The organism is Acidovorax sp. NPDC077693 (genome assembly GCF_044542805.1).
Lineage (GTDB): Bacteria > Pseudomonadota > Gammaproteobacteria > Burkholderiales > Burkholderiaceae_C > Acidovorax.
On the sequence record NZ_JBITVD010000027.1, the window covers coordinates 37,400 to 55,469 of the forward strand.

The following is an 18,070-nucleotide window of genomic DNA, read 5'->3' on the forward strand; positions in this document are numbered from 1 at the left end:
GCGTGCGGCTTCTCATCAATAGGTGCGAAACGATCCAGCAGTGGTTAATTTGATGGTGTCAACTGCGAAAAGGGCGCATTCTTCTACCAATAGACCCCTTCTAGGGGGTTCCAGCTGTCTCTTCCTTTTATTTCTTTAAGAAAGTATGCATAGTTGGCTGTTGTTCCCGCCAATAAGGAGAAAACGATTCCAGCACCATCAGCCAATCCTTCCGAAACTGCGCCAAATGTTAATACGGAGACTATCAAGCCGCCCAACATGCTCAGCCCTTTGCGCCATAATCCCAAGACAAAAAAATATACGAATCCAAAACAAATTCCGTACCAATTGATGTTGACAAGCAACCTCTCTCTGAAGCTTATTGTTTTCAAAGCATCTTTATAATTTTTTGATTTGGGCGAGCCGTGATTTTGGAAAAATTGGAAACGAAAATTCCATTTTTGACTTCGTTCTATTTGGTTGCTACTCATTGTTTTTTAGGAAAAATTTGATAATCTAGTTGCTTGCGCAATGTGCGTCGAAAACTTACAGTGCGCGCCAGGATTTTTTGGGTGCGATTTAGATACCGCCAAAATTAAGCTATTTTTATGGTTCGCGACCCAGTGCGCATCGAGTTGATTGGCGGTGTTGCTTGGATCATTGAATACCCTGCAGAGGAGTCTGGTCGGAGAATTTCGAAAAATACAGACATTGCAACTTATGAGTTGCATCAATAAAAGTTTGGTGTGTTATTTAAACGGAGCAGCCCAGTGCATCGACTTTAAGTCAGCAGATGAAAAACTGGGCGGCCAACAGCGTCATTGCGGTATCTGTCTGGGGTTCCCCAAATGGTGCAGAAAAGCTGCCTCCTAGATCCCGGATGCCGACGAACCCGTGCTCGACCTTGGCCCGCTTGCGCGCGATTGCGGTTGCGCTGCTTTGGCATCCGCTCATGGTCTGTCTTGTACGGCCTTGGGCTGCAGACCATCGAGCCAACCGAGCACCTGAAGCATCTCCTACCTGCGCTTTGACGGGTAGGCCTTTTCGGGTATACGTCCCGATGAGACTTGTGCTCGTCCAGTAGCACCCGCTGTGGCGGCCATCGTGTTCGGTAGCTGGCCGGGGGCGATTTCGCACATGAAGCCGCGTTTGAGATCTACGCTCACGCAGATCTGGCCGAAGTGGCTTCTTCCGTCTTTTTGGCGCGGGGTGCAGTCAGGCCTTTTGTCAGCGCTTGGCAGGGCTCCCTATTGGGCTGCCGGCCCTGCGCTAGACTGCCCTTGTCTTCCTTGCGGATGTGCGGGCGCGTTGCGCGCAATAACGCGGTGTTCTATGCCTGCCCGCTCTGGGCGATGAAACTATGGCGCCTCAACGGGTATCCAAGCCATGCGACACCTCCGCAGAACTGTCGGTGCCAATGCGCCGGGCTAACGGCCAGATGATGCTGCGGTGAAAGCTTTTCAACTCGTCCCGCAGCAGGTAAAAGCGCTGGTAACTTATGCGGTCAAACAACTGGTGCCTCATCTGTTCGTCCTAGATGTTGCAAAGGCTCTTCAAGATCAGTACACGCACCGTCACTTCGGTGCGGTAGGCCGGGCTTCCGCCTTCCTGTCCATATCCTACCGGAACCAGTTCGCCTAAGTTATGCGCCGCAGCGGGTTTCCCACTTTGTCAATCTTGCGCTGGCGAAAGGCGTCGGCAAGGGGTGGAACGTCAGAGGCATACAGGACGTGATCATGCCGTGGCTCGGGTATGGCGCAGTACCCCAGTTTGAGTACCGGTTTTGAGAGGTTTCCTTATTGAGTTAGAACTTTCGAGGTTAAATTTTTTGATCGTTATTTGTCACATGTTTGATGTATTATGCGATCCACAAAAAAACCGATGGCCTCTTTTTTCATTTGATCGCCATGCATGGTGGAAACCATTACGCCTTTTTCCCTTAGTTTCCGTGCATAAACATCGATTTCGGTGCCGCCAGCCTTTTTAAATCCGCAAAGCGCATATAGTTTTGCTACACTCGTTGAAGTACTGTCATCTATCACTTCGGCAAATGATTTTGCAGCATTTGGTGATTTTGAAAAACTTTTCATGTACAGCTCTGCTTCGGAAATATGTCCAACAAAACCGACATAGCCAAGCGTGAATTGAGGCGCATCGAGTTTTGAAGCATTAATTCTCTCCTGTGCCAGTGTGTAAGAAGGCAAAAAAATAGAGAAAACAATAAGAAATTTAATCATAATTAAATATTTAATAACAGAGTGTGTGTTCTGGCGAGCATCGAAAAAATACGTCTTCAGGAAGCCTGGTCATTAGCATCTGCTAGTCCCAATTGGCCGGCAAGGGCTTGCACGGTGTGCAGGGAGTGACCCAAATCTCCGCCCACCTGTTTTTTCCACAGAGCAGCGGCCTTCGACATATTTCGAGCCCGGACGAGCGTCAGGATTTGCGCCTGGCACTCCGCAGGAAGTGCCTGGAACTGACGCCGTTCGAGCGAGCGGGGTTCGCCTTGGCGGCCGCTGGGGTCTCGCGCCAGTAGTTCAGAATGCAGCGGGGTAAGATTGTGATGCGGCACGAGCCGGCCGTCGCCGGCTTGGCCCACGACACAATGCAGCTGCACACTCGCGGACTCGGGAATCTCACAGCCCAGCGCCTGAGTTGGGTAGTCCAGCAGTTGGGCAAGGTTGTAGATGGCCAAGACCTGCGCGGAGCGCACCAGGTCGGTCAGGTCATGCGGGTCAGCGCCTCCCTGCAGCAGGCGTTCCAGCGCAGTAGCATTGATGATCGGGAAACCGTTGGCGCCCAGCGTGCGCCACTGTTCAAGCCACTGCGGTTGGGGCCAATTTTCGTCGACTACGTTGTCCCATAGGCCTCGAAGCAGCAATTCATGCAGCAGAGCGCGACCATCGCCTTGATCGAGCGCGCTCTTGATATGCGCAATGGTTTCGGGCGCCAAGCCCAGCGCGCGAAATGGAACGGCCAGAGATTCTTTTCCGTCTGATTCCATGGTATCTCCCTTCTCTCGGGCATAAGACACACGCTGACTAGTTCGGTCATCAGTGTGGGGTTTGCCATGGCGCTTTGCGGTCAGTGCTGCTGTCCTGCTTCAGCCACTCGTATTCCTCCGGGCTCATGGCTTATTCTCCTGGAAGCGCTCCTAGATACGGTTCAAGGTATTTCTCAAGGAAATCGATAAAACTGGCGGCTATCCGGTCCACATGCCCGCCCTCTGTAGAGAGGTAGAACAGCACCACAGGGTGTTCGCCAGCTACGCTGCGCGAGGTGTCAAGGGCGCAGGCAGCAGGCAGTAGAAACAAGTAAGCAGCATAGCGCCGTTGATTGCGGGATCAGCTTGGCTCCGTTTGAGCAGGCCGGCGAGGCTCAATGCAAAGGGAGCAAGCCTTAAAGCACCGGCCCGCTTAGCGTCGCGCAGCTCGTCCTCACCTGCGCGCGGGTAATTACATATGGTGTTCTTCTCCGCGGAGCGACGATATGGTCGCTGCCTACACAAGCAAAAGAAAGGGGGAGGGGCTTATGGTTGGCATAAGATTTTTTTTGAGATGGCGGCAGGCGTGCAATGGATCACAATCTCACGCGCATGTTCCACCAGCCGGAACCTCTTGATTTCCGAATTTTGCTGATTTTGGAGTGTGGACGAAAACGTGGACGACCAGTAGGTAGTTCCTGTTGTCTGATGACGCTCGTATCTAAGCTGCTGACCTCTACATCAAACTGGACAAGTGCGTTAGGCCCGCAGCGGGTGCGGGGCAATGCAAGAGCGCTGCAATCGGCGGTGGTAAGTTATTGTGGAGGACCGTTAAGTGTCCACCATCCCCGAGGCCTCATCTAGCGAAGAAGTCTAAATATTCGCCAAAGAAATTTTTGAAAGTCAGAGATGAAACACACCGGAGCGTGCCATTGTGGAAAAGTGTCCTTTCGCTTCAAAAGTGAAGTGAAAGAAATCATCCGGTGCGATTGCTCGTTGTGCATGAAGCGCAATGCACTTATGGTGACTGTTCCAAGAGCCGATTTTGAGATTGTTGAAGGTCAAGACGCTTTGATTCTCTACACTTGGAATAGTGAAGTGGCACGGCATTATTTCTGTGGTTTTTGTGGAATTTACCTTTATCATCGACGAAGGACAAACCCTGAATTTTTGAGTATCAATGCATGCTGTGTTGAGGGGCTTGAGCTTGAAGCCATTTCCGTAAGATTGGTCGATGGCAAAAGTCGCAGTGTGGTACCTGCCAAGTGAGCACTCAGACATCGTAAAATAAATCAGGGGTTATGATCGCTGGAAAGTCACCGTGCTCCAGTTGGGGCATACCCCCAACCCGTGGCAATTAATTGTAAAGTGAGGCTGTAGCGTTCGGGTCGAAGGAGGATCGCCACGATTGCTTCGGTTTGAAACTGCCCCAAAAAAATGGACGGCTGCCTTAAAGCCAATCGGGCGGTGTTTCTCAACCGGTATCTCATAGGGCTGAGCCATACCAATCTGAGCTTGGTGCGTTTGTTGATCGAGGCCAGCTCTGCTGCCGCAATGCGCTATCAATGCCTCGCCGCTCCTAAAGTATATGCCTCACCCCTCTGTCGAGGGGACCTGTCTCAGCAGGCCCCTTGCGTCGAACTTTAAAGGTCTCATGATCGACGCCGACCAAGCAAAAGGTCTGATCCTCTGTCGCTGTGAAGGCTCCTCGTATGGCGGGGACCGCTTTGCCATTCAGTCGTGCACCCTATCTGAGCGTGGTGACTACTGGGTCGTACGCGCCAATAGTGAGGATTTCTTTGTTCGAGGCATCCAAGACGTCGCTACGTAGGTGCGAACGATCATCTCGTCAATACGACGTCAGGGGAGATTGAAACCTTGAGCAGTGGTCAGAGCGTCGAGCAATACCTTGGCGACAAGTACGACGTGATCAAGGCTGGAGGCAAATACTACGTACTCACACCAGACTTCGTGCAGACCAGCAGGCATATGTGGCCATTCACATTGAACTCCTTGACCTCTCTGGCCTGATACGTTCGCGCAGAAGTCGAATTGCAGCACTTTCTGCAAAACTGTATGCTATTGGCGAGAACATGTTACACGTGCTTCTATTCGCTGCGAAAAAATGTTCAAGGTAATTCATGTTCAGCATCTTTTTTAAAATTACTGATTTGAATTATAGAAACATCCGCTTATGGCTTGCATAACATAGAGTCGCTTCATTTTTCTTTCGGATCATTTTAAAATGGTTGCACGAGGGACTGTTTTGAGTTCTCGCTCATCTGATTCGCTTGGGTAACTTTTTGCAATGGCGGCATGATGTTGATCATCGACTTGAATTGCTGCTTTTGTGTTGAATGCTGCTTGGTGAATTTGTATGGAGACTAAAAGTGACCAGTGATTTTATTCAATGTGGAGTTGATATGACATTTTTTAAAAAATCGTTTCTTGCTGCTTCTTGTGTATTCTTCTGTGCAAGTTCTAGTGCGGCAGGTTACTTCTCCGCTCCGACGAAGTTCGCTTACGATGGATGGGCGTGCAATCCAGATATTCCACAGTTTTCTGGATGGGTTCATTTTTGGCGAGATGATGGTAAGTTTCTCGGCGCACTCCATGCTGGGATGCAGCGTGAAGCTGCGATTGGCGAAATTTGTCGTGATGGGGGCGGACACGGCTTCAATGGAACGTTGTCAATTCCTTATGAATTCCTAGACAATAAAAAGCATACTGTGAGGGCATACTTCATAAATCCAGACAATACAAGTTTCGAATTGCAAAATTCTGTAGATGTTGTTTTTGATGGTGGTCCTCAGCCATATGTTTTTAATGTGCAGTCGAGCAACGCTTGCCAATTGCCTAGTCCTTATTGGGGTGCTGCTGGGTGGGTTTTACGGGACACCAACCCCGACTTGGAATACTGTCAATCGACAAATGGCTATCATCCCACACCGTCATTTGTATATCTCGCCGATCCGAATATTCCCGTAGGGACTGAGATTGACGTTTGCGGGAGTCGAACGAATGCGCCTCGTATTCCTGGCGGCTGGCAAACAATCAGAACCAAGCAGGATTCAAAGTGCATTTCGCAAATTACAACCGTTACAGTCAGAGATAAACCCAATCATAAGATTACGTATGACGACACTTGGACAATCCGAAAAACTCAGTGATCAAGATTGATAAATAACATCGCAAGATAATCGTGATTGAAGGAGCATGCGGCACACCGCTGCATGACTTCTTGCTCTGCGGTGATTTGCGCGACTCTCGTTGCCAGGTCGCTGAAAATTTGCGATAGACGGTGACGAGAATATTTTGGTCTTTGTTTAAATTTGCAATATTCTCGGCTTGGTAAATTTGATTGTTTAGCCCTCAATTACGTGCACGTATTAAATTGAATGCTAGGTCTGGCATGATGGAATTTCGGGTGTTGATATTTTTCTCGCAATGCCCTTCAATCCAGGTAAGCAGTGCTCCTGCACGTTGATTTTCCGCTAGCGCTTGTTCACCTTGGCAGTAGTCGCCGCAATGAAGTAATGCGAGCAGGTAATATAAGATATATACGTTATTCTTTCCTGCCGCGCCATTGCCCTTGCTCGCTGCTGTATCTGCCATCTTTACTCCCTGAGCGTCTATGCGTTCTCACCGCGCGCTCACGCCCTTCGGGCGAGAGCTTGCTCATCTTTCTGACCATTCAGATCCTTCGCGATAACCGGGGCTGTTCAATATAGGCTGCTCGAAAACCATAAGTAATTGTTGGTATGCTGGAGGACGGCGATATTGATCCTTGCGTCAATGGCCTCGAGTGTCACATAAAAGTCACCACTTGCCGCTAAATTCCCCCTAGTCGTAAGATTTAGGAGGTGAAGCGTGAGGGTAGATTTAGGGGCGGACCACAGGTTTTGGAATGGAACTTCCTTCCGTTCGTATTTGTTCAATGCGTTTTCGTTACTCCTGCCATCCGGGGAGCAATTCGTCATCCAATCCATGCAGGATGCCGCGGCGCGTATTTCATGTAGCGATTCGCTTAGTTCCTCAGTCGCTCAGTTCGTCCGTGAAGAGCGAGCACATCAAAGCGCCCATTATTTATACAATAGACGACTCGCCGCGCAGGGATACGATGCAGAAGCTCTGGAAGCACGGATAATTTTGGCGATTCGAGGTTTAGAGAAAAATCTAGGCTGGCGAGACCGCTTGGCCCTAGCGGCCGCACTGGAGTATTTGACGGCAATGATCTCTCACTATTCCCTCAGAGGCCAGGGATGGTTGGTCGACGACAACTCCCAACAGGCTAATATTTGGCGCTGGCACTGTGCGGAAGAATTAGAACACTACCGAGTTGCGTTACAATTTTTGATTAAGGTGAGGGGCTTGGGATACTCCCGCCGTATGGTAATTTACGTGCTGGCTTCCTTGATACTCTTCGGGGACGTGGCGCGACACATTTGGAGCTTCTTCCGGACTGATCGCTACCATGGCCGTTTGAAGTGGAGTGATGGTGTTGCATCATTTCTGAATTTTGTCATCAGCCAAGGCTTCTGCCTTGTTCGTATGTTGTTTGCTTGGCTGGCATATGCGCTGCCATTGCGTAGCCTAGCTAAAATGCACACGTACGGATCGCCGAGAGATCGAGGCATCGAGGTAAGGTTGTTAGAAATGGGGGACATCCCTCAACTGCTGGTACTCGAGCAATGTAAGTGGAGCGAGGGAGCAGCCGCCGATGCAGATGCCATAGAGCGGCGTATTCAGGAACATCCGGAGCTATGTATCGGAGCCTTTGCTGGACAGTCGGGCAAGATACTGGCGTCGCTGTTCATGAAGCCCATTTCTGAAGCGCAGGTTCTTAAGGCACAGACTTGGGCTGATTGTGCTAACGCTGTTGACATAAGCAAAAAAAAGCCATTTCGCGATCTTTTCGGGATCAGTCTCAGTAGCGCAGATGCAAAAGCTGTTGAGAAACTTTTCGAGTTTTTTTGGCCGCGTGCTCTTAAAGGTGGATGGAGGCACATCTATCTTGGATCGCCTGCGCCTGGTCTAGCCTCTTGGCGGCGGCAGAGACCACATGAAAGTGTCGAAAACTATTTTTTTGCATGCCGGGCAGGTGTCCCTTGTGACCCGCAACTGCGCTACTACTGGAAGAAGGGTTTCAGGACAGTTGTGGCATGCAGGCCTGGTTATTTTCCACACGCAGAATCCCTTGACTACGGTGTGGTTATGAGGGGCCGAATCCCGCTTTCTGAACTGACCATCTTTTGGCGTCTGCTGCCGCTGAGATGGCTGCAATGGATAATGCCATATCTGTCCAGATGGTTGTGATCGCGTCATTTGGAACGACCGTTTACGAGACCATGTGAGTAGAGTTGCATGCAAAGCCGCCCAACCCATCATTGCAGCGTACTCCCCATGGCGGACGTTGAATTCCAACATTAGGCTTCATAGAAGATGGCACTTGTGCACTTGGCATTTGGGCAGCCAAAGCACGGCTGGGTGGAAGTTCATCTGTCTATTGGGGGCAAGTCCATCGAGTTCGTTGCTTCTGACGTTCCGAACAACCCTATGCAGCAACTGGTAGACGCCCTCGCGCTCAGCTCAAGAGGACTAGAGGCAACTGTCTGGTGGCACCTTGAGCCAGACGGTTACTACTTCAAGTTCTCCCCGTTGCAATCGCAAGTTCAACTCGAGTGCACTTTCGCGGCCGCGTCGAAAAATAGTTCAGAGTCTGAGGTCGCGTCGGTCGTAGGAAGCAGGGAGGGCGTATTGCTTCCGATTTGGCGAGCATTGCGCTTCTTTCAGTCTCTTTGTCACGATGCACGCGATTGGCCGCCGGTCAGCTTTGAAGGGCTGGAGAACAGCCGTGAGGTGCTGCGGTGAAAATGAAACCTAAACATTCCATTGGGGGGTGGCCACAAGGGCCTCGCCGTCTGGCCAGCCCTCACGTCAAACGTTAAGCATCATGCGCTACCCGATGCAGCATGTGTGGATTGCCTTCTCGAAAACTCCCTGAGGAAGCATCGGTTGGCGCATGGGGAAGAGCAAAGACTATTGGCATGTATTGGCCCCTTGGTTCGGTCGCGTCCTGAAGCCGAGCGCGACGTCTACATGTCCAAATCACCAGAGCCCGGCAAGTGGAAGGAATTGCACCAGTCCACTGCAGCCGAGGCGCGCCAGATCCGTTGGCTGGTCAGCTGAATTCCGACGTGGGGCGTCCGGTTCAATCTGCCGCCACAGGCCGGTTGCGGCCGGTGACCTAGGATATCCGCGTCTGCAGTTCGTGTCGCTGGACTGACTGATCACCGTTGGCGGACTACGCACAAACGTTCAATCTTGTCGTGTGATAGCTCGCTTATCATATTGGGCTATCTAATTTGATCCGGTCCAGCTTGAGAGGTTGTCGGTAGCGAGCCGCTATGATCGACCTCTCTGCACTACTGCAAGGTTTCCTTCTCGGACTGGGCATGTTTATCTGCCCCGGACCCAAAGACGTTCTGATCCTCCGCGAAGCCTTGGCCGGGCGTTCTCCTGCGCAACTGGTCTGCATTGGCCTAGGAAGCGATGTGGTGCTGATCGCGATGGGCATACTCGGGTTTTCTGCGGCCTTGCAGTCCGCGCCTAAACTGCAATTTGCTGCACGGATTCTGGGCATCGCACTGCTTTTGTGGCACGGCGTGCAGGCAGCACAAAGCGCCCTAAGCCCCGATCATGTTGCTCCGACTGCAGCAGACCTAACAGGTGCTTCTGGTTCTCGCGGTTTGCGTCAGCTTCTGTTCGTCTCACTGTTAAATCCAGCCGCCTGGCTCGATACTGTGTTGGTGATCGGCACGGTTGGCGCGGCCCTGCCTACCGGCGCAAGGCTGGGTTACGCAACTGGCGCCGTGAGTGCCTCACTGTTGTGGTTTGTGGCGTGGGTTGCAGGTGCCCGCCACGCGCGGCGCTGGATGGCCAACGCTCGCATTTGGCGGATGTTGGATGTGGGCATAGCGCTGGCGATGCTGGTAATGGCTGTTTGGATGGCTCTGAACCTGGCGTAGTGTCCGGAGTAGAGCAAGCGACGGACTTGGTCCCGCGGTGGCATCCGCTGGGCTAGAGCGTGTCGGGAACTACTAGTGCACGCTAACACCCGTGCGGCATCGGGCAGCATGGGCACAGCGAAGATGATGAACACAACGGACAGTCGCCTAAAGCGTGCTAGCCAGCCGAAACTGAACTCCACCACACGATCTTGGGCAGCACCGCGAAACCTCTCCTACTCCGCGAGCGGCTCTCAAGTTCCATCGCACTCGGCTGGACCTTTTGACCTTTGTCCACAAGGACAATGGAGGGTAGATCCGAGATCATGGCCTCGCAGCAACCTCCTTTCACCCATCGCCGGCACTGCTGGTAGAGCGCCTTCCACTGCGGGCAGTCATTGAGCAGCGCGCGCCAAAACGCGTGCACGAACCGGACAGGGCAGGGCGTAAAGGCTTGGCGCAGGTCGCAGCGGTGCTGCAGCCCAGTCACTTGCGTAAGTGTCAGGCCGCCGTCAGCAAACCTCCATTCTTGGTTGCTGCATCCGTCTCAGGCAGACCACATACTAACTTCGCACCCGCAGAAGCCGTTGCCTTTGCAACAAATTTATACGATCATAAACTTGTGAAGTTACTTTCAGACGCTTTTTACAAGCTCGCGGTGTCTCGCCTTGGCTTGTGCCATTTCCAAACTCACATTGTTTAGCTATGCACCGTCTCAGTCTCCGACAAAAACTCTGGTTCCCTTTGATCCTGTGTTGGGCCGCTTTGCTCGCACTCACCGTCTTTAACGCGGTCGACGCAAGGACCAAGGCTTACGCAGCTAGAGAGCAGGCGCTGGCGGACGTCATTGAGATGGCCTATACCCTGCTTGTTGGTATTGATGCAGAAATTGCGGCCGGGAAAGTTACACCGGAGGAAGCGCGCTTGGCCGCGTTGAAGCGTGTAGGGTCGCTAAGGTTCGCAAACGGCGTTGGGTATGTAACCATCGTGAGCAAAGATATGGTGGTTCTAAACAATCCACTCAGTCCACAAATCAACGGCAAGAACATGTCGGACTTCAAAGACGCAAAAGGAGGGTATCTTTACCGAGAGATAGCGAAGGCGGGTGCTTCATCCAAAGCGTCGGGATATATCTCATATTGGTGGCCACGGCCTGGTGCCAAGGAGCCTAGCGCTAAGCTCTCTTTCGTTAAGCGATATGTTCCTTGGGACTGGGATCTTGTGGCTGGTGACTATGTGGATGATATTGAGAAGACATTTTATGATGCGTTGATGAAGTCGGGCATCGCTTTGGCGATTATCGGAGTGCTGATTTCTCTAATTGCTGCTGGACTTGCTCGAAATATTTTAAGGGCCGTCGGTGGCGAACCTGTAGAGGCTGCGGCGATCGCTCAACGGATTGCAAGCGGAGATCTATCAACCGGAAGTCCGGTTGCCTACGTTGAAGGCAGTGTGCTTTTTGCCATAGAGGGCATGCGAAACCAACTTGCCCTCTTGGTAACACGCATTCAACATACGACAAATGCAATCACGCACTCTCTGTCGGAAATCGCCGCTGGAAGCGTGGATCTATCTGCGCGAACTGAGCAACAAGCTAGCTCTCTGGAGCAAACAGCTGCTTCAATGGAAGAGCTCACATCTACCGTCAAACAAAATGCGAGCAATGCCAGTCAGGCTCACCAACTCGCGGTGACAGCTTCAGATGTCGCAACACGCGGTGGGAAAGTGGTCGATGATGTTGTGGTCAGAATGGGAGATATCAATGCAGCGTCACACAAAATTGTGGACATCATTGATGTTATTGATGGTATAGCCTTTCAAACAAATATTTTGGCCTTGAATGCTGCAGTTGAAGCTGCGCGTGCAGGGGAGCAAGGCAGAGGGTTTGCCGTGGTGGCTGCTGAAGTGCGAAACCTTGCTCAACGTAGCGCTACAGCAGCAAAAGAAATCAAGTTGTTGATACATGCTTCTGTTGAGCGAGTGGAAGAGGGTAGTAAATTGGTTGAGCGTGCCGGTAGTACGATGCGCGAAGTCGTTACGAACGTCAAAAGCGTCAATGGTATTGTTGCTGAAATTTCTTCTGCTAGTAATGAGCAAAGTATCGGTATTGAGCAGGTCAACCAAGCTGTGGTGCAAATGGACCTGGTTACTCAGCAGAATGCGGCGCTGGTAGAGGAATCCACCGCGGCAACTCAAACTCTGCAAATGGAAGCGGCTAAGCTAATGGAGTTGGTTGCCGTTTTTAGGCTTAATGCAAATGTTTCGGAGGCATTGGCGAAACGGTCATAAGCAACGCATTTCCGATTGACGCAATAAATTCCGCTGACTTGCCAGATGTTGCCTGGCGAATCTGGAAATTTTTTCGCCGACCGCGCTAAGGCAATGAAACTCCTGGCACGCACCGGTGCAGCGCTGATTAAGCCTGGCTATGTGCTCAGATATCCGCGCTGGCGTCGGTGAGTTTTGTGCTCGTACTATCGTTGGCTGACGTTTACTGACGTCTGTTTTGCGGCCTTTCGGCTCTGGCACAGGGCTTGCAAGGCAAGGGTGTATCAACACGTCGTGTGGTGGTGCGACCCTACGCAACAGCACGGAATAGTTATGAACTACCTTCAAGTCACTTCAGCTTCAACTGGCACCCTTGCTCATGCTGATGCGCCTATAGGGGCTGAGAACAATGGCGCAGGACAAAACCGCCCTAACTTGTCACCCTCTCGAGGAAAACGGACGCTCACGGTGGGCCAGAAGCTTGCAGCGGCTTTCGGGCTGCTGGGGGTTGCTGTCGCGCTGCTCGGCACTACCACATGGCTTACCGGTCAGGGTACCACGCGACAGGCAAGGCTACTCACGGCAGAGCAGTTGCCGATCGAGCGCTCGGTGCGGGAATGGAAGACGCAGTCGATGTACATCGGCCAGATCGCGCTACGGACGACCAGTTCGACCGACGTGTTCCCGCTAGTGGCGGAGATGCGAACTCAGATAGCCGCAGAGGAGGTGATGCGCAAGCGCATCGACGAGACGTTGACCGGTTCAACGTCTGCCGCCAGCACCGTACCCGCTTGGAAGCAGGCTCAGGAGCAGCGCTTAAAGTATTCCTCCCTGCGCGACACTTTGGTGCAGAACTCACTCGAATCGAAGGTCATTAGCCAGAAGGAATTGCAGGAGCATGCAGCAGCTCTCACTGAGTACCTCAAGACCATCGACCAGTTGCTGGCCGAATCAGAGAAGTCATCTGTCGCGGCGGCTGATGCGATGATTGCCGATGCCTCGCGGGCTCAGTGGGTCAGCGCGCTGGCGGTGGTCTTCGTGGTGGGGCTGTCGGTACTGTTTGGCTGGCTGCTGCGCCGCTCCATCGTGCGGCCTCTGCGCCAGGCTTCCGACGCGGCGGCTCTGGTTGCCCAGGGCGACCTCACGGTGCGCATGGCCACAGACCGAACCGACGAGATCGGCGAGCTGCTCACCGCTCTCAACAGCATGGTGGAATCCCTGCATGTTGTGGTGACTGAGGTACGCAATTCGGGTGAGTCCATTCATGTCGCCAGCTCCGAGGTCGCGGCGGGCAATACCGACCTGAGTGCACGCACCGAGCACACAGCCAGCAGCCTTCAGCAGACGGCTGCCAGCATTGCCCAGCTAGCGCAGACCGTGGCGACCAATGCCGACAGCACACGCCAAGCCAATACCCTGGCCGACAGCGCCGCCCAGGTGGCGAAGAAGGGAGGCGAGGTAGTAGGCGAAGTGGTCAAGACCATGGACGAGATCAACGCCAGCAGTAAGAAGATCGCCGATATCGTGGGCATTATCGACGGCATAGCCTTTCAGACCAATATCCTTGCGCTAAATGCTGCGGTGGAAGCCGCCCGTGCGGGCGAGCAGGGCAGGGGCTTCGCGGTGGTGGCTAGCGAGGTGCGCAACCTTGCGGGCCGCAGCGCCAATGCAGCCAAGGAGATCAAGACCCTGATCGCCACCAGTGTGGATAAGGTGAGCGACGGCGCGCGCCTCGTGATCACTGCGGGCTCCACCATGCAGGATATCGTCAATAGCGTGCAGCAGGTCACTACGCTGATGTCTGAGATCAACGCCGCCAGCAGCGAGCAGAGCAGCCAGATCGGCCAAGTGAGTCAGGCCGTAACCCAACTCGATCACATGACTCAGCAGAACGCGGCACTTGTGGAAGAGGGCGCCGCTGCCGCCCAGAGTCTCAAGGACCAGGCTAACCGCCTGGCCGGAGCCATGAGGCAGTTCCAACTCTCAGCCGCAAGTAGTTGTTCCTAACACGGTTGCAGGCAGCATAGTGGCCCCTAGCCGGGGCATGCCGCAGCAACCGTCCTGGTGCAGCCCAATTGGCTGTAGCTGTTGAGCAGGCCAATGCGCACCTGCAGCTGAATGGCTTGACTTTTGCAGGCACGTGCCATTGCTTACATCGACCGCTCGATGCGGGCATCCACCAGCCGGGCCAGCTGTCGAACGCGATGTGCCGAGCGATCACCTGTAGCGGATCACCTATCGAATCCATCTCGTTTTGGCGCGAGGCCTCAGCAAACACGTCAAACTTCGGGGCGCTGCGGGGGATGATGGCGGTGAAGGGGCTAGGTGTGAGTATTCAATAGGTTGTGTCCGGTGTTCATCCGGATTGGGTCTGAGAGACTGGAAGTCGCCAAACACCCAATCAACTCAGGACACCCAACAGAATGAACACCCATAAGCATGCCCGACTTACGTTTGCTCGCCGCCTGGAGATGGTCTAGCAGATGACACTTCAAGGCCTCAGCGCTGTTCAAGCCGCTACTGTGCAGGGGTGTCACCCCCCAACGGCCAGTAAGTGGCTTGGTCGCTATCTGGCAGGGGGCGAGGCGGGCATGGCCGATGCATCATCGAAGCCCACCAGCTCACCCCGTGCCATCGATCCATCCAAGGCCTTGCAGATCCTGCAGCTGCCCAAGCGCCATATGCTGCAAGCCCCCATAGCGGCAAGCCAGGATAAAGCCAGTTATAGTACATATGTGATTTGATTATCACGAATCTACTCATTATTCCAAATACCGCTTCACGCGAGCATTCTTGACTGAGTCTCCGGCAGGCGCACCATCCAGATGGGTACCTCACTGACCGTCCGGAGCCTCCACGCTGCGCTTCCTTGAACCGCTGGACGCACCTCAGCCTTCAGATTGAGCGCTGGATTGTAAAAGCACGGACTCCAAATAGCCTGAACTCTTATGAGTGAAAACTGGTTTTATCTTGGCTTACCCTCCTTGTCGTGCTTCCTGGTGTGCGTGGCATCCTGGTCTTTTTGTCTCTGCTTGGCAGCGCTCCAGTCAGGGTCCTTGCCTTGCGCTAGGCGTCCTTGTCTTGCTTGCCAATGTGTTAGGGTGGTGCGGGCACCAGGGTGGCATCGATGGCTTGCCCGCCGCGAGCGATGTAGCCATGCCGCTGCAACTAGGCATGTACGCCTTGCAGCAGTGCCGTAGCACCCTCGAATCAGATCGCATGGCATAGCGCCAGATGGTGTTGCGATCAGGGATCGTTTATCAAGTCCTACATATGATTGTCCGGGATGCGACACCTACGCAAGCTGCTATGCTATTTGTAGCGCAGGCGTTCGACCGGTAATTCAGCCGCACGGTTTTACTGCCAATAAATTATTCTCTAATTGCTCAATCAAGCGGACGGCTACGCCGCCGTTTATTTGGCCAATTTAGGTCCCATGCCAGCACCTCCAATATGTCCTGTTCCTCTTCGCAAATGAATGATATTGATAGTTTTTTGAAAGAAAAATCGTGGGCTGGTCTTGGAGAAAAGAAGATCAACATCGTTAAAACTCTGCCACCAAACACCATCGAATTTGATCCGGTTTTTTCTGAGCGCTTCCCAAAACTAACGAAACTGTTAAAGTCGGCGCGTATTACGGACTTTCAAATTTGCACTAAATTCGTTGATGACCAACCCTCCAAAGCAGAAATTTTCCCTAGCGATGAAGTTATTTATCGCTTATGGGCGTGGACCACTCATTCCGGAAAATTTGCAGCTTGGTCGACCTCACCGATCTCATCCATAGCAGAACCTGAATTAACTTTGATATCCGACGATCATCGACAGATATTGCGGCACGTCGGCGGGATTAATTGGGGAGGCTGCTGTCAATCTGAGAACGAAGGTTTAGACCAAGAGAATAAAAATTTCGCATTGAATCAAAATTTCATCTTTGGCTGCGAGTCGCCAGCAGATACTAAACTCTGGGTTGAGTCGTACATCTACGATTACCAGAACCACGATAGCGGGACAACCATTTCGCCTTACGTTAATTTTTCCGCACCGGAATGGGTTTGTTTCGCTCAAGAAGCCAACGGCAACGAGCTTCTTTATGACCGAAGAAAAAACGACCGAGTGCTGCTGGTGGCTGGTGATCATTGTTTCGATTATGCATACCCTTCTCGGGACTACCAATGGCGCTACAAATCAGGTGATTATCAACAAGATACACTACTGGAAGTTGAGGGTGTGATCTCGCTTCGAGATTGGGCAGAGAAGTTGGCTGCTCAATGGCTTTCGCACATCGCTTAAGGTGCGTAGCTTTGTCGGCCAACATTTCTAACTCGTCATTTCAGCGGACCGGCTTCACCGGCCGCTGAATTCAAGTATTACGCGCCAAAATTTTTCACATTCAGGAATTGCCAATGCATATTGGGACCAGCACATTTGGGTCCATTGAAATCGGGGAATCGGCGGCTTACATCAAGCGAGAGATAAAAATAAATGGACTACCTCAGAATTGCGGTCTATATATTGCTGTCGATTTCTCGAAGAATGTAGCCCAATGCTTGAGGATTGCAGAATTGATCGACAATATTGATGCATTTGATAGCAGGGCGAGAGCGCGTTTGTTCAAAGAACTGCAGGAGGAAAATTGTCTGGTAATTGACTTTATCGACTTTCATCTCGAAGAATTTGAATCCGGAATTGGCGCAAAGATAGGAAATTCGAAGATTGATCGAAATCTATTGCTGCAGAATCTCGATCTTAGGGGAATAGGCTTTCATCTGCACGAAGCTGGAGAAGATATCGCGTTTTCTCTAGACTACTGCCCAGGCGAGGAATTCAGCGATCAGCTCTTGGTCGTGAAATTTCGCGAAAATGAAGAGTTGGTTGAAGTGGCACATGAGAGCTGATGCGCAGACGTGAGTTATGAAGTTATGCAACGCGTGCCCAATGTCCGGTGATTCCACCCCATGCAAAAGCGCCTAGAGCGTGTTATGAACTACCGGCAGAAGCCAGCAGCCGTGCGGCATTGGGCAAAGCGCGCCAGCCAGCCGAAGCTGCGCTCGACCACCCAGCGCTTGGGCAGCAGCACGAAGCCTTTCTTCGCCTCAGGCAGCTTCACGATCTGTAGCATGATGTCGTGTTCCTGTGCGGCCTCGCGCGCTTTCTCACCGGTGTAGCCCTGATCCGCCCATGCCAGCTCGACCGGGTGGCCCGTGGCCTGCTGCACCGCGGCGCAGAGGCCCGCGCGTGGCCCGCTCTCACAACTCAACTGCAACGTGCGGCCACCGAGCACCACAGCGCTCGGGTTGCCCTGCCGGCCTTGGGCCACGCGGATGATGGAGCGCAGATGCGAGACCATCGCCGAAACAGCTTGCCTCCACCCAGCGTCGGCTCGGCTGCTAGACCGCCTTCCACGGTGGGAAGTCAATGGGCAACAGACGCCAGGGCGCACCTGCACGCACCGCCAGCGCATGGCATTGAAGACTTCGCGTAGGTCGTGTCGACGCTGCCGTTCGGCTTCTTCCATCAACGTCAGGTGGGGGCCAGCGAAGCTCCATTCTTCGTCGCTGACATCCGTCGGGTAAGTCTTACGGGGCATTGCCGCACTTTAGCCATACCGCGGTTGCATCGCTCAAAACGCATAACACGCTCTAATTGGAATACTCAGACCGTTGCGTGGTCCAGGCCACAGACGAAAAAGGAGCAGTGTCCTCATTGCACACCCTTTCTTCGAGATAAAGAGTAGATGTCGCATCCCGGATGATTGCATAGATCCAAAACGCTACCCACTCTTCATGGCCCGCTCGGTTTTGCAAGAGTTGATAGAGTCCTTGCCATCCAC

14 protein-coding genes and 3 pseudogenes are annotated in these 18,070 nt (G+C 52.8%); 10 read left to right on the forward strand and 7 right to left on the reverse strand.

Annotated features, from left to right (window positions below; translation table 11 throughout):
• Positions 1–83: 83 nt before the first annotated feature.
• The 3 genes from ACIGHN_RS27055 to ACIGHN_RS27065 all read right to left on the reverse strand — a co-directional run bounded on the left by ACIGHN_RS27055 (position 84) and on the right by ACIGHN_RS27065 (position 2,983).
• A complete protein-coding gene (locus tag ACIGHN_RS27055; protein WP_396507319.1) occupies positions 84–470 on the reverse strand; it encodes a DUF2628 domain-containing protein in 387 nt (128 codons plus the stop codon).
• Between the two features lie 1,344 nt (positions 471–1,814).
• Positions 1,815–2,216 (reverse strand): hypothetical protein, encoded by a 402-nt coding sequence (locus ACIGHN_RS27060; RefSeq protein WP_396507321.1) that lies wholly within the window; start codon positions 2,214–2,216, stop codon positions 1,815–1,817.
• Positions 2,217–2,272: 56 nt separating this feature from the next.
• Positions 2,273–2,983, reverse strand: coding sequence for a hypothetical protein (locus tag ACIGHN_RS27065; protein ID WP_396507323.1), 711 nt, complete (start codon positions 2,981–2,983; stop codon positions 2,273–2,275).
• A gap of 888 nt (positions 2,984–3,871) precedes the next feature.
• On the opposite strand from ACIGHN_RS27065, the gene ACIGHN_RS27070 reads away from it, so the two are divergent.
• Together ACIGHN_RS27070 and ACIGHN_RS27075 are read left to right on the forward strand one after the other, a co-directional pair.
• Entirely contained in the window at positions 3,872–4,231 is a 360-nt protein-coding gene (locus ACIGHN_RS27070; protein WP_396507325.1) for a GFA family protein, read from the forward strand.
• Between the two features lie 1,121 nt (positions 4,232–5,352).
• Complete coding sequence (locus tag ACIGHN_RS27075) at positions 5,353–6,132, forward strand: hypothetical protein (protein WP_396507327.1); 780 nt, start codon at positions 5,353–5,355, stop codon at positions 6,130–6,132.
• 202 nt (positions 6,133–6,334) lie between these two features.
• On the opposite strand, the gene ACIGHN_RS27080 is transcribed toward ACIGHN_RS27075, so the two are convergent.
• On the reverse strand, positions 6,335–6,577 hold the full coding sequence (locus ACIGHN_RS27080; protein ID WP_396507329.1) for a hypothetical protein: 243 nt from the start codon (positions 6,575–6,577) through the stop codon (positions 6,335–6,337).
• A gap of 255 nt (positions 6,578–6,832) precedes the next feature.
• Between ACIGHN_RS27080 and ACIGHN_RS27085 the strand changes: the two genes are divergently transcribed.
• From ACIGHN_RS27085 to ACIGHN_RS27110, 6 genes and pseudogenes are all read left to right on the forward strand, one after another.
• Positions 6,833–8,278, forward strand: a complete 1,446-nt coding sequence (locus ACIGHN_RS27085) for a metal-dependent hydrolase (RefSeq protein ID WP_396507331.1) — start codon at positions 6,833–6,835, stop codon at positions 8,276–8,278.
• A 126-nt stretch (positions 8,279–8,404) separates the two neighbouring features.
• Positions 8,405–8,833, forward strand: a complete 429-nt coding sequence (locus tag ACIGHN_RS27090; RefSeq protein ID WP_396507333.1) for a hypothetical protein — start codon at positions 8,405–8,407, stop codon at positions 8,831–8,833.
• 536 nt (positions 8,834–9,369) lie between these two features.
• A complete protein-coding gene (locus ACIGHN_RS27095) occupies positions 9,370–9,990 on the forward strand; it encodes a LysE/ArgO family amino acid transporter (protein ID WP_396507335.1) in 621 nt (206 codons plus the stop codon).
• A 684-nt stretch (positions 9,991–10,674) separates the two neighbouring features.
• Positions 10,675–12,258 carry a methyl-accepting chemotaxis protein gene (locus ACIGHN_RS27100; protein WP_396507337.1) on the forward strand — a complete coding sequence of 528 codons (1,584 nt, stop codon included), beginning with the start codon at positions 10,675–10,677 and terminating at the stop codon, positions 12,256–12,258.
• 312 nt (positions 12,259–12,570) lie between these two features.
• The gene (locus ACIGHN_RS27105) at positions 12,571–14,244 is read left to right on the forward strand and encodes a methyl-accepting chemotaxis protein (protein WP_396507339.1); all 1,674 of its coding nucleotides are present in this window, start codon (positions 12,571–12,573) and stop codon (positions 14,242–14,244) included.
• A 476-nt stretch (positions 14,245–14,720) separates the two neighbouring features.
• A pseudogene (locus ACIGHN_RS27110) lies at positions 14,721–14,939 on the forward strand (helix-turn-helix domain-containing protein); the annotation flags it as partial.
• 281 nt (positions 14,940–15,220) lie between these two features.
• On the opposite strand, the pseudogene ACIGHN_RS27115 reads toward ACIGHN_RS27110, so the two are convergent.
• A pseudogene (locus tag ACIGHN_RS27115) lies at positions 15,221–15,494 on the reverse strand (IS5/IS1182 family transposase); the annotation flags it as partial.
• A 217-nt stretch (positions 15,495–15,711) separates the two neighbouring features.
• Here ACIGHN_RS27115 and ACIGHN_RS27120 point away from each other — a divergent pair.
• Positions 15,712–16,530: a hypothetical protein gene (locus ACIGHN_RS27120; protein WP_396507341.1), complete on the forward strand. Its 819-nt coding sequence runs from the start codon at positions 15,712–15,714 to the stop codon at positions 16,528–16,530.
• A 113-nt stretch (positions 16,531–16,643) separates the two neighbouring features.
• The gene (locus ACIGHN_RS27125; protein WP_396507343.1) at positions 16,644–17,135 is read left to right on the forward strand and encodes a DUF2004 domain-containing protein; all 492 of its coding nucleotides are present in this window, start codon (positions 16,644–16,646) and stop codon (positions 17,133–17,135) included.
• A 125-nt stretch (positions 17,136–17,260) separates the two neighbouring features.
• Here the strand turns inward: ACIGHN_RS27125 and ACIGHN_RS27130 are convergent.
• Together ACIGHN_RS27130 and ACIGHN_RS27135 are read right to left on the reverse strand one after the other, a co-directional pair.
• Positions 17,261–17,827 (reverse strand): annotated as a pseudogene (locus tag ACIGHN_RS27130) (transposase); the annotation flags it as partial.
• Positions 17,828–17,879: 52 nt separating this feature from the next.
• Positions 17,880–18,070: hypothetical protein (locus ACIGHN_RS27135; RefSeq protein WP_396507345.1), on the reverse strand; the 191-nt coding region annotated here is incomplete at its 5' end.

Excerpts from the sequence above, each read along its gene's own strand:
- ACIGHN_RS27055 (WP_396507319.1), bottom strand. The coding sequence starts at position 470 with ATGAGTAGCAACCAAATAGAACGAAGTCAAAAATGGAATTTTCGTTTC.
- ACIGHN_RS27060 (WP_396507321.1), bottom strand. The coding sequence starts at position 2,216 with ATGATTAAATTTCTTATTGTTTTCTCTATTTTTTTGCCTTCTTACACA.
- ACIGHN_RS27065 (WP_396507323.1), bottom strand. The coding sequence starts at position 2,983 with ATGGAATCAGACGGAAAAGAATCTCTGGCCGTTCCATTTCGCGCGCTG.
- ACIGHN_RS27070 (WP_396507325.1), top strand. The coding sequence starts at position 3,872 with ATGAAACACACCGGAGCGTGCCATTGTGGAAAAGTGTCCTTTCGCTTC.
- ACIGHN_RS27080 (WP_396507329.1), bottom strand. The coding sequence starts at position 6,577 with ATGGCAGATACAGCAGCGAGCAAGGGCAATGGCGCGGCAGGAAAGAAT.
- ACIGHN_RS27090 (WP_396507333.1), top strand. The coding sequence starts at position 8,405 with ATGGCACTTGTGCACTTGGCATTTGGGCAGCCAAAGCACGGCTGGGTG.
- ACIGHN_RS27095 (WP_396507335.1), top strand. The coding sequence starts at position 9,370 with ATGATCGACCTCTCTGCACTACTGCAAGGTTTCCTTCTCGGACTGGGC.
- ACIGHN_RS27100 (WP_396507337.1), top strand. The coding sequence starts at position 10,675 with ATGCACCGTCTCAGTCTCCGACAAAAACTCTGGTTCCCTTTGATCCTG.
- ACIGHN_RS27105 (WP_396507339.1), top strand. The coding sequence starts at position 12,571 with ATGAACTACCTTCAAGTCACTTCAGCTTCAACTGGCACCCTTGCTCAT.
- ACIGHN_RS27120 (WP_396507341.1), top strand. The coding sequence starts at position 15,712 with ATGAATGATATTGATAGTTTTTTGAAAGAAAAATCGTGGGCTGGTCTT.
- ACIGHN_RS27125 (WP_396507343.1), top strand. The coding sequence starts at position 16,644 with ATGCATATTGGGACCAGCACATTTGGGTCCATTGAAATCGGGGAATCG.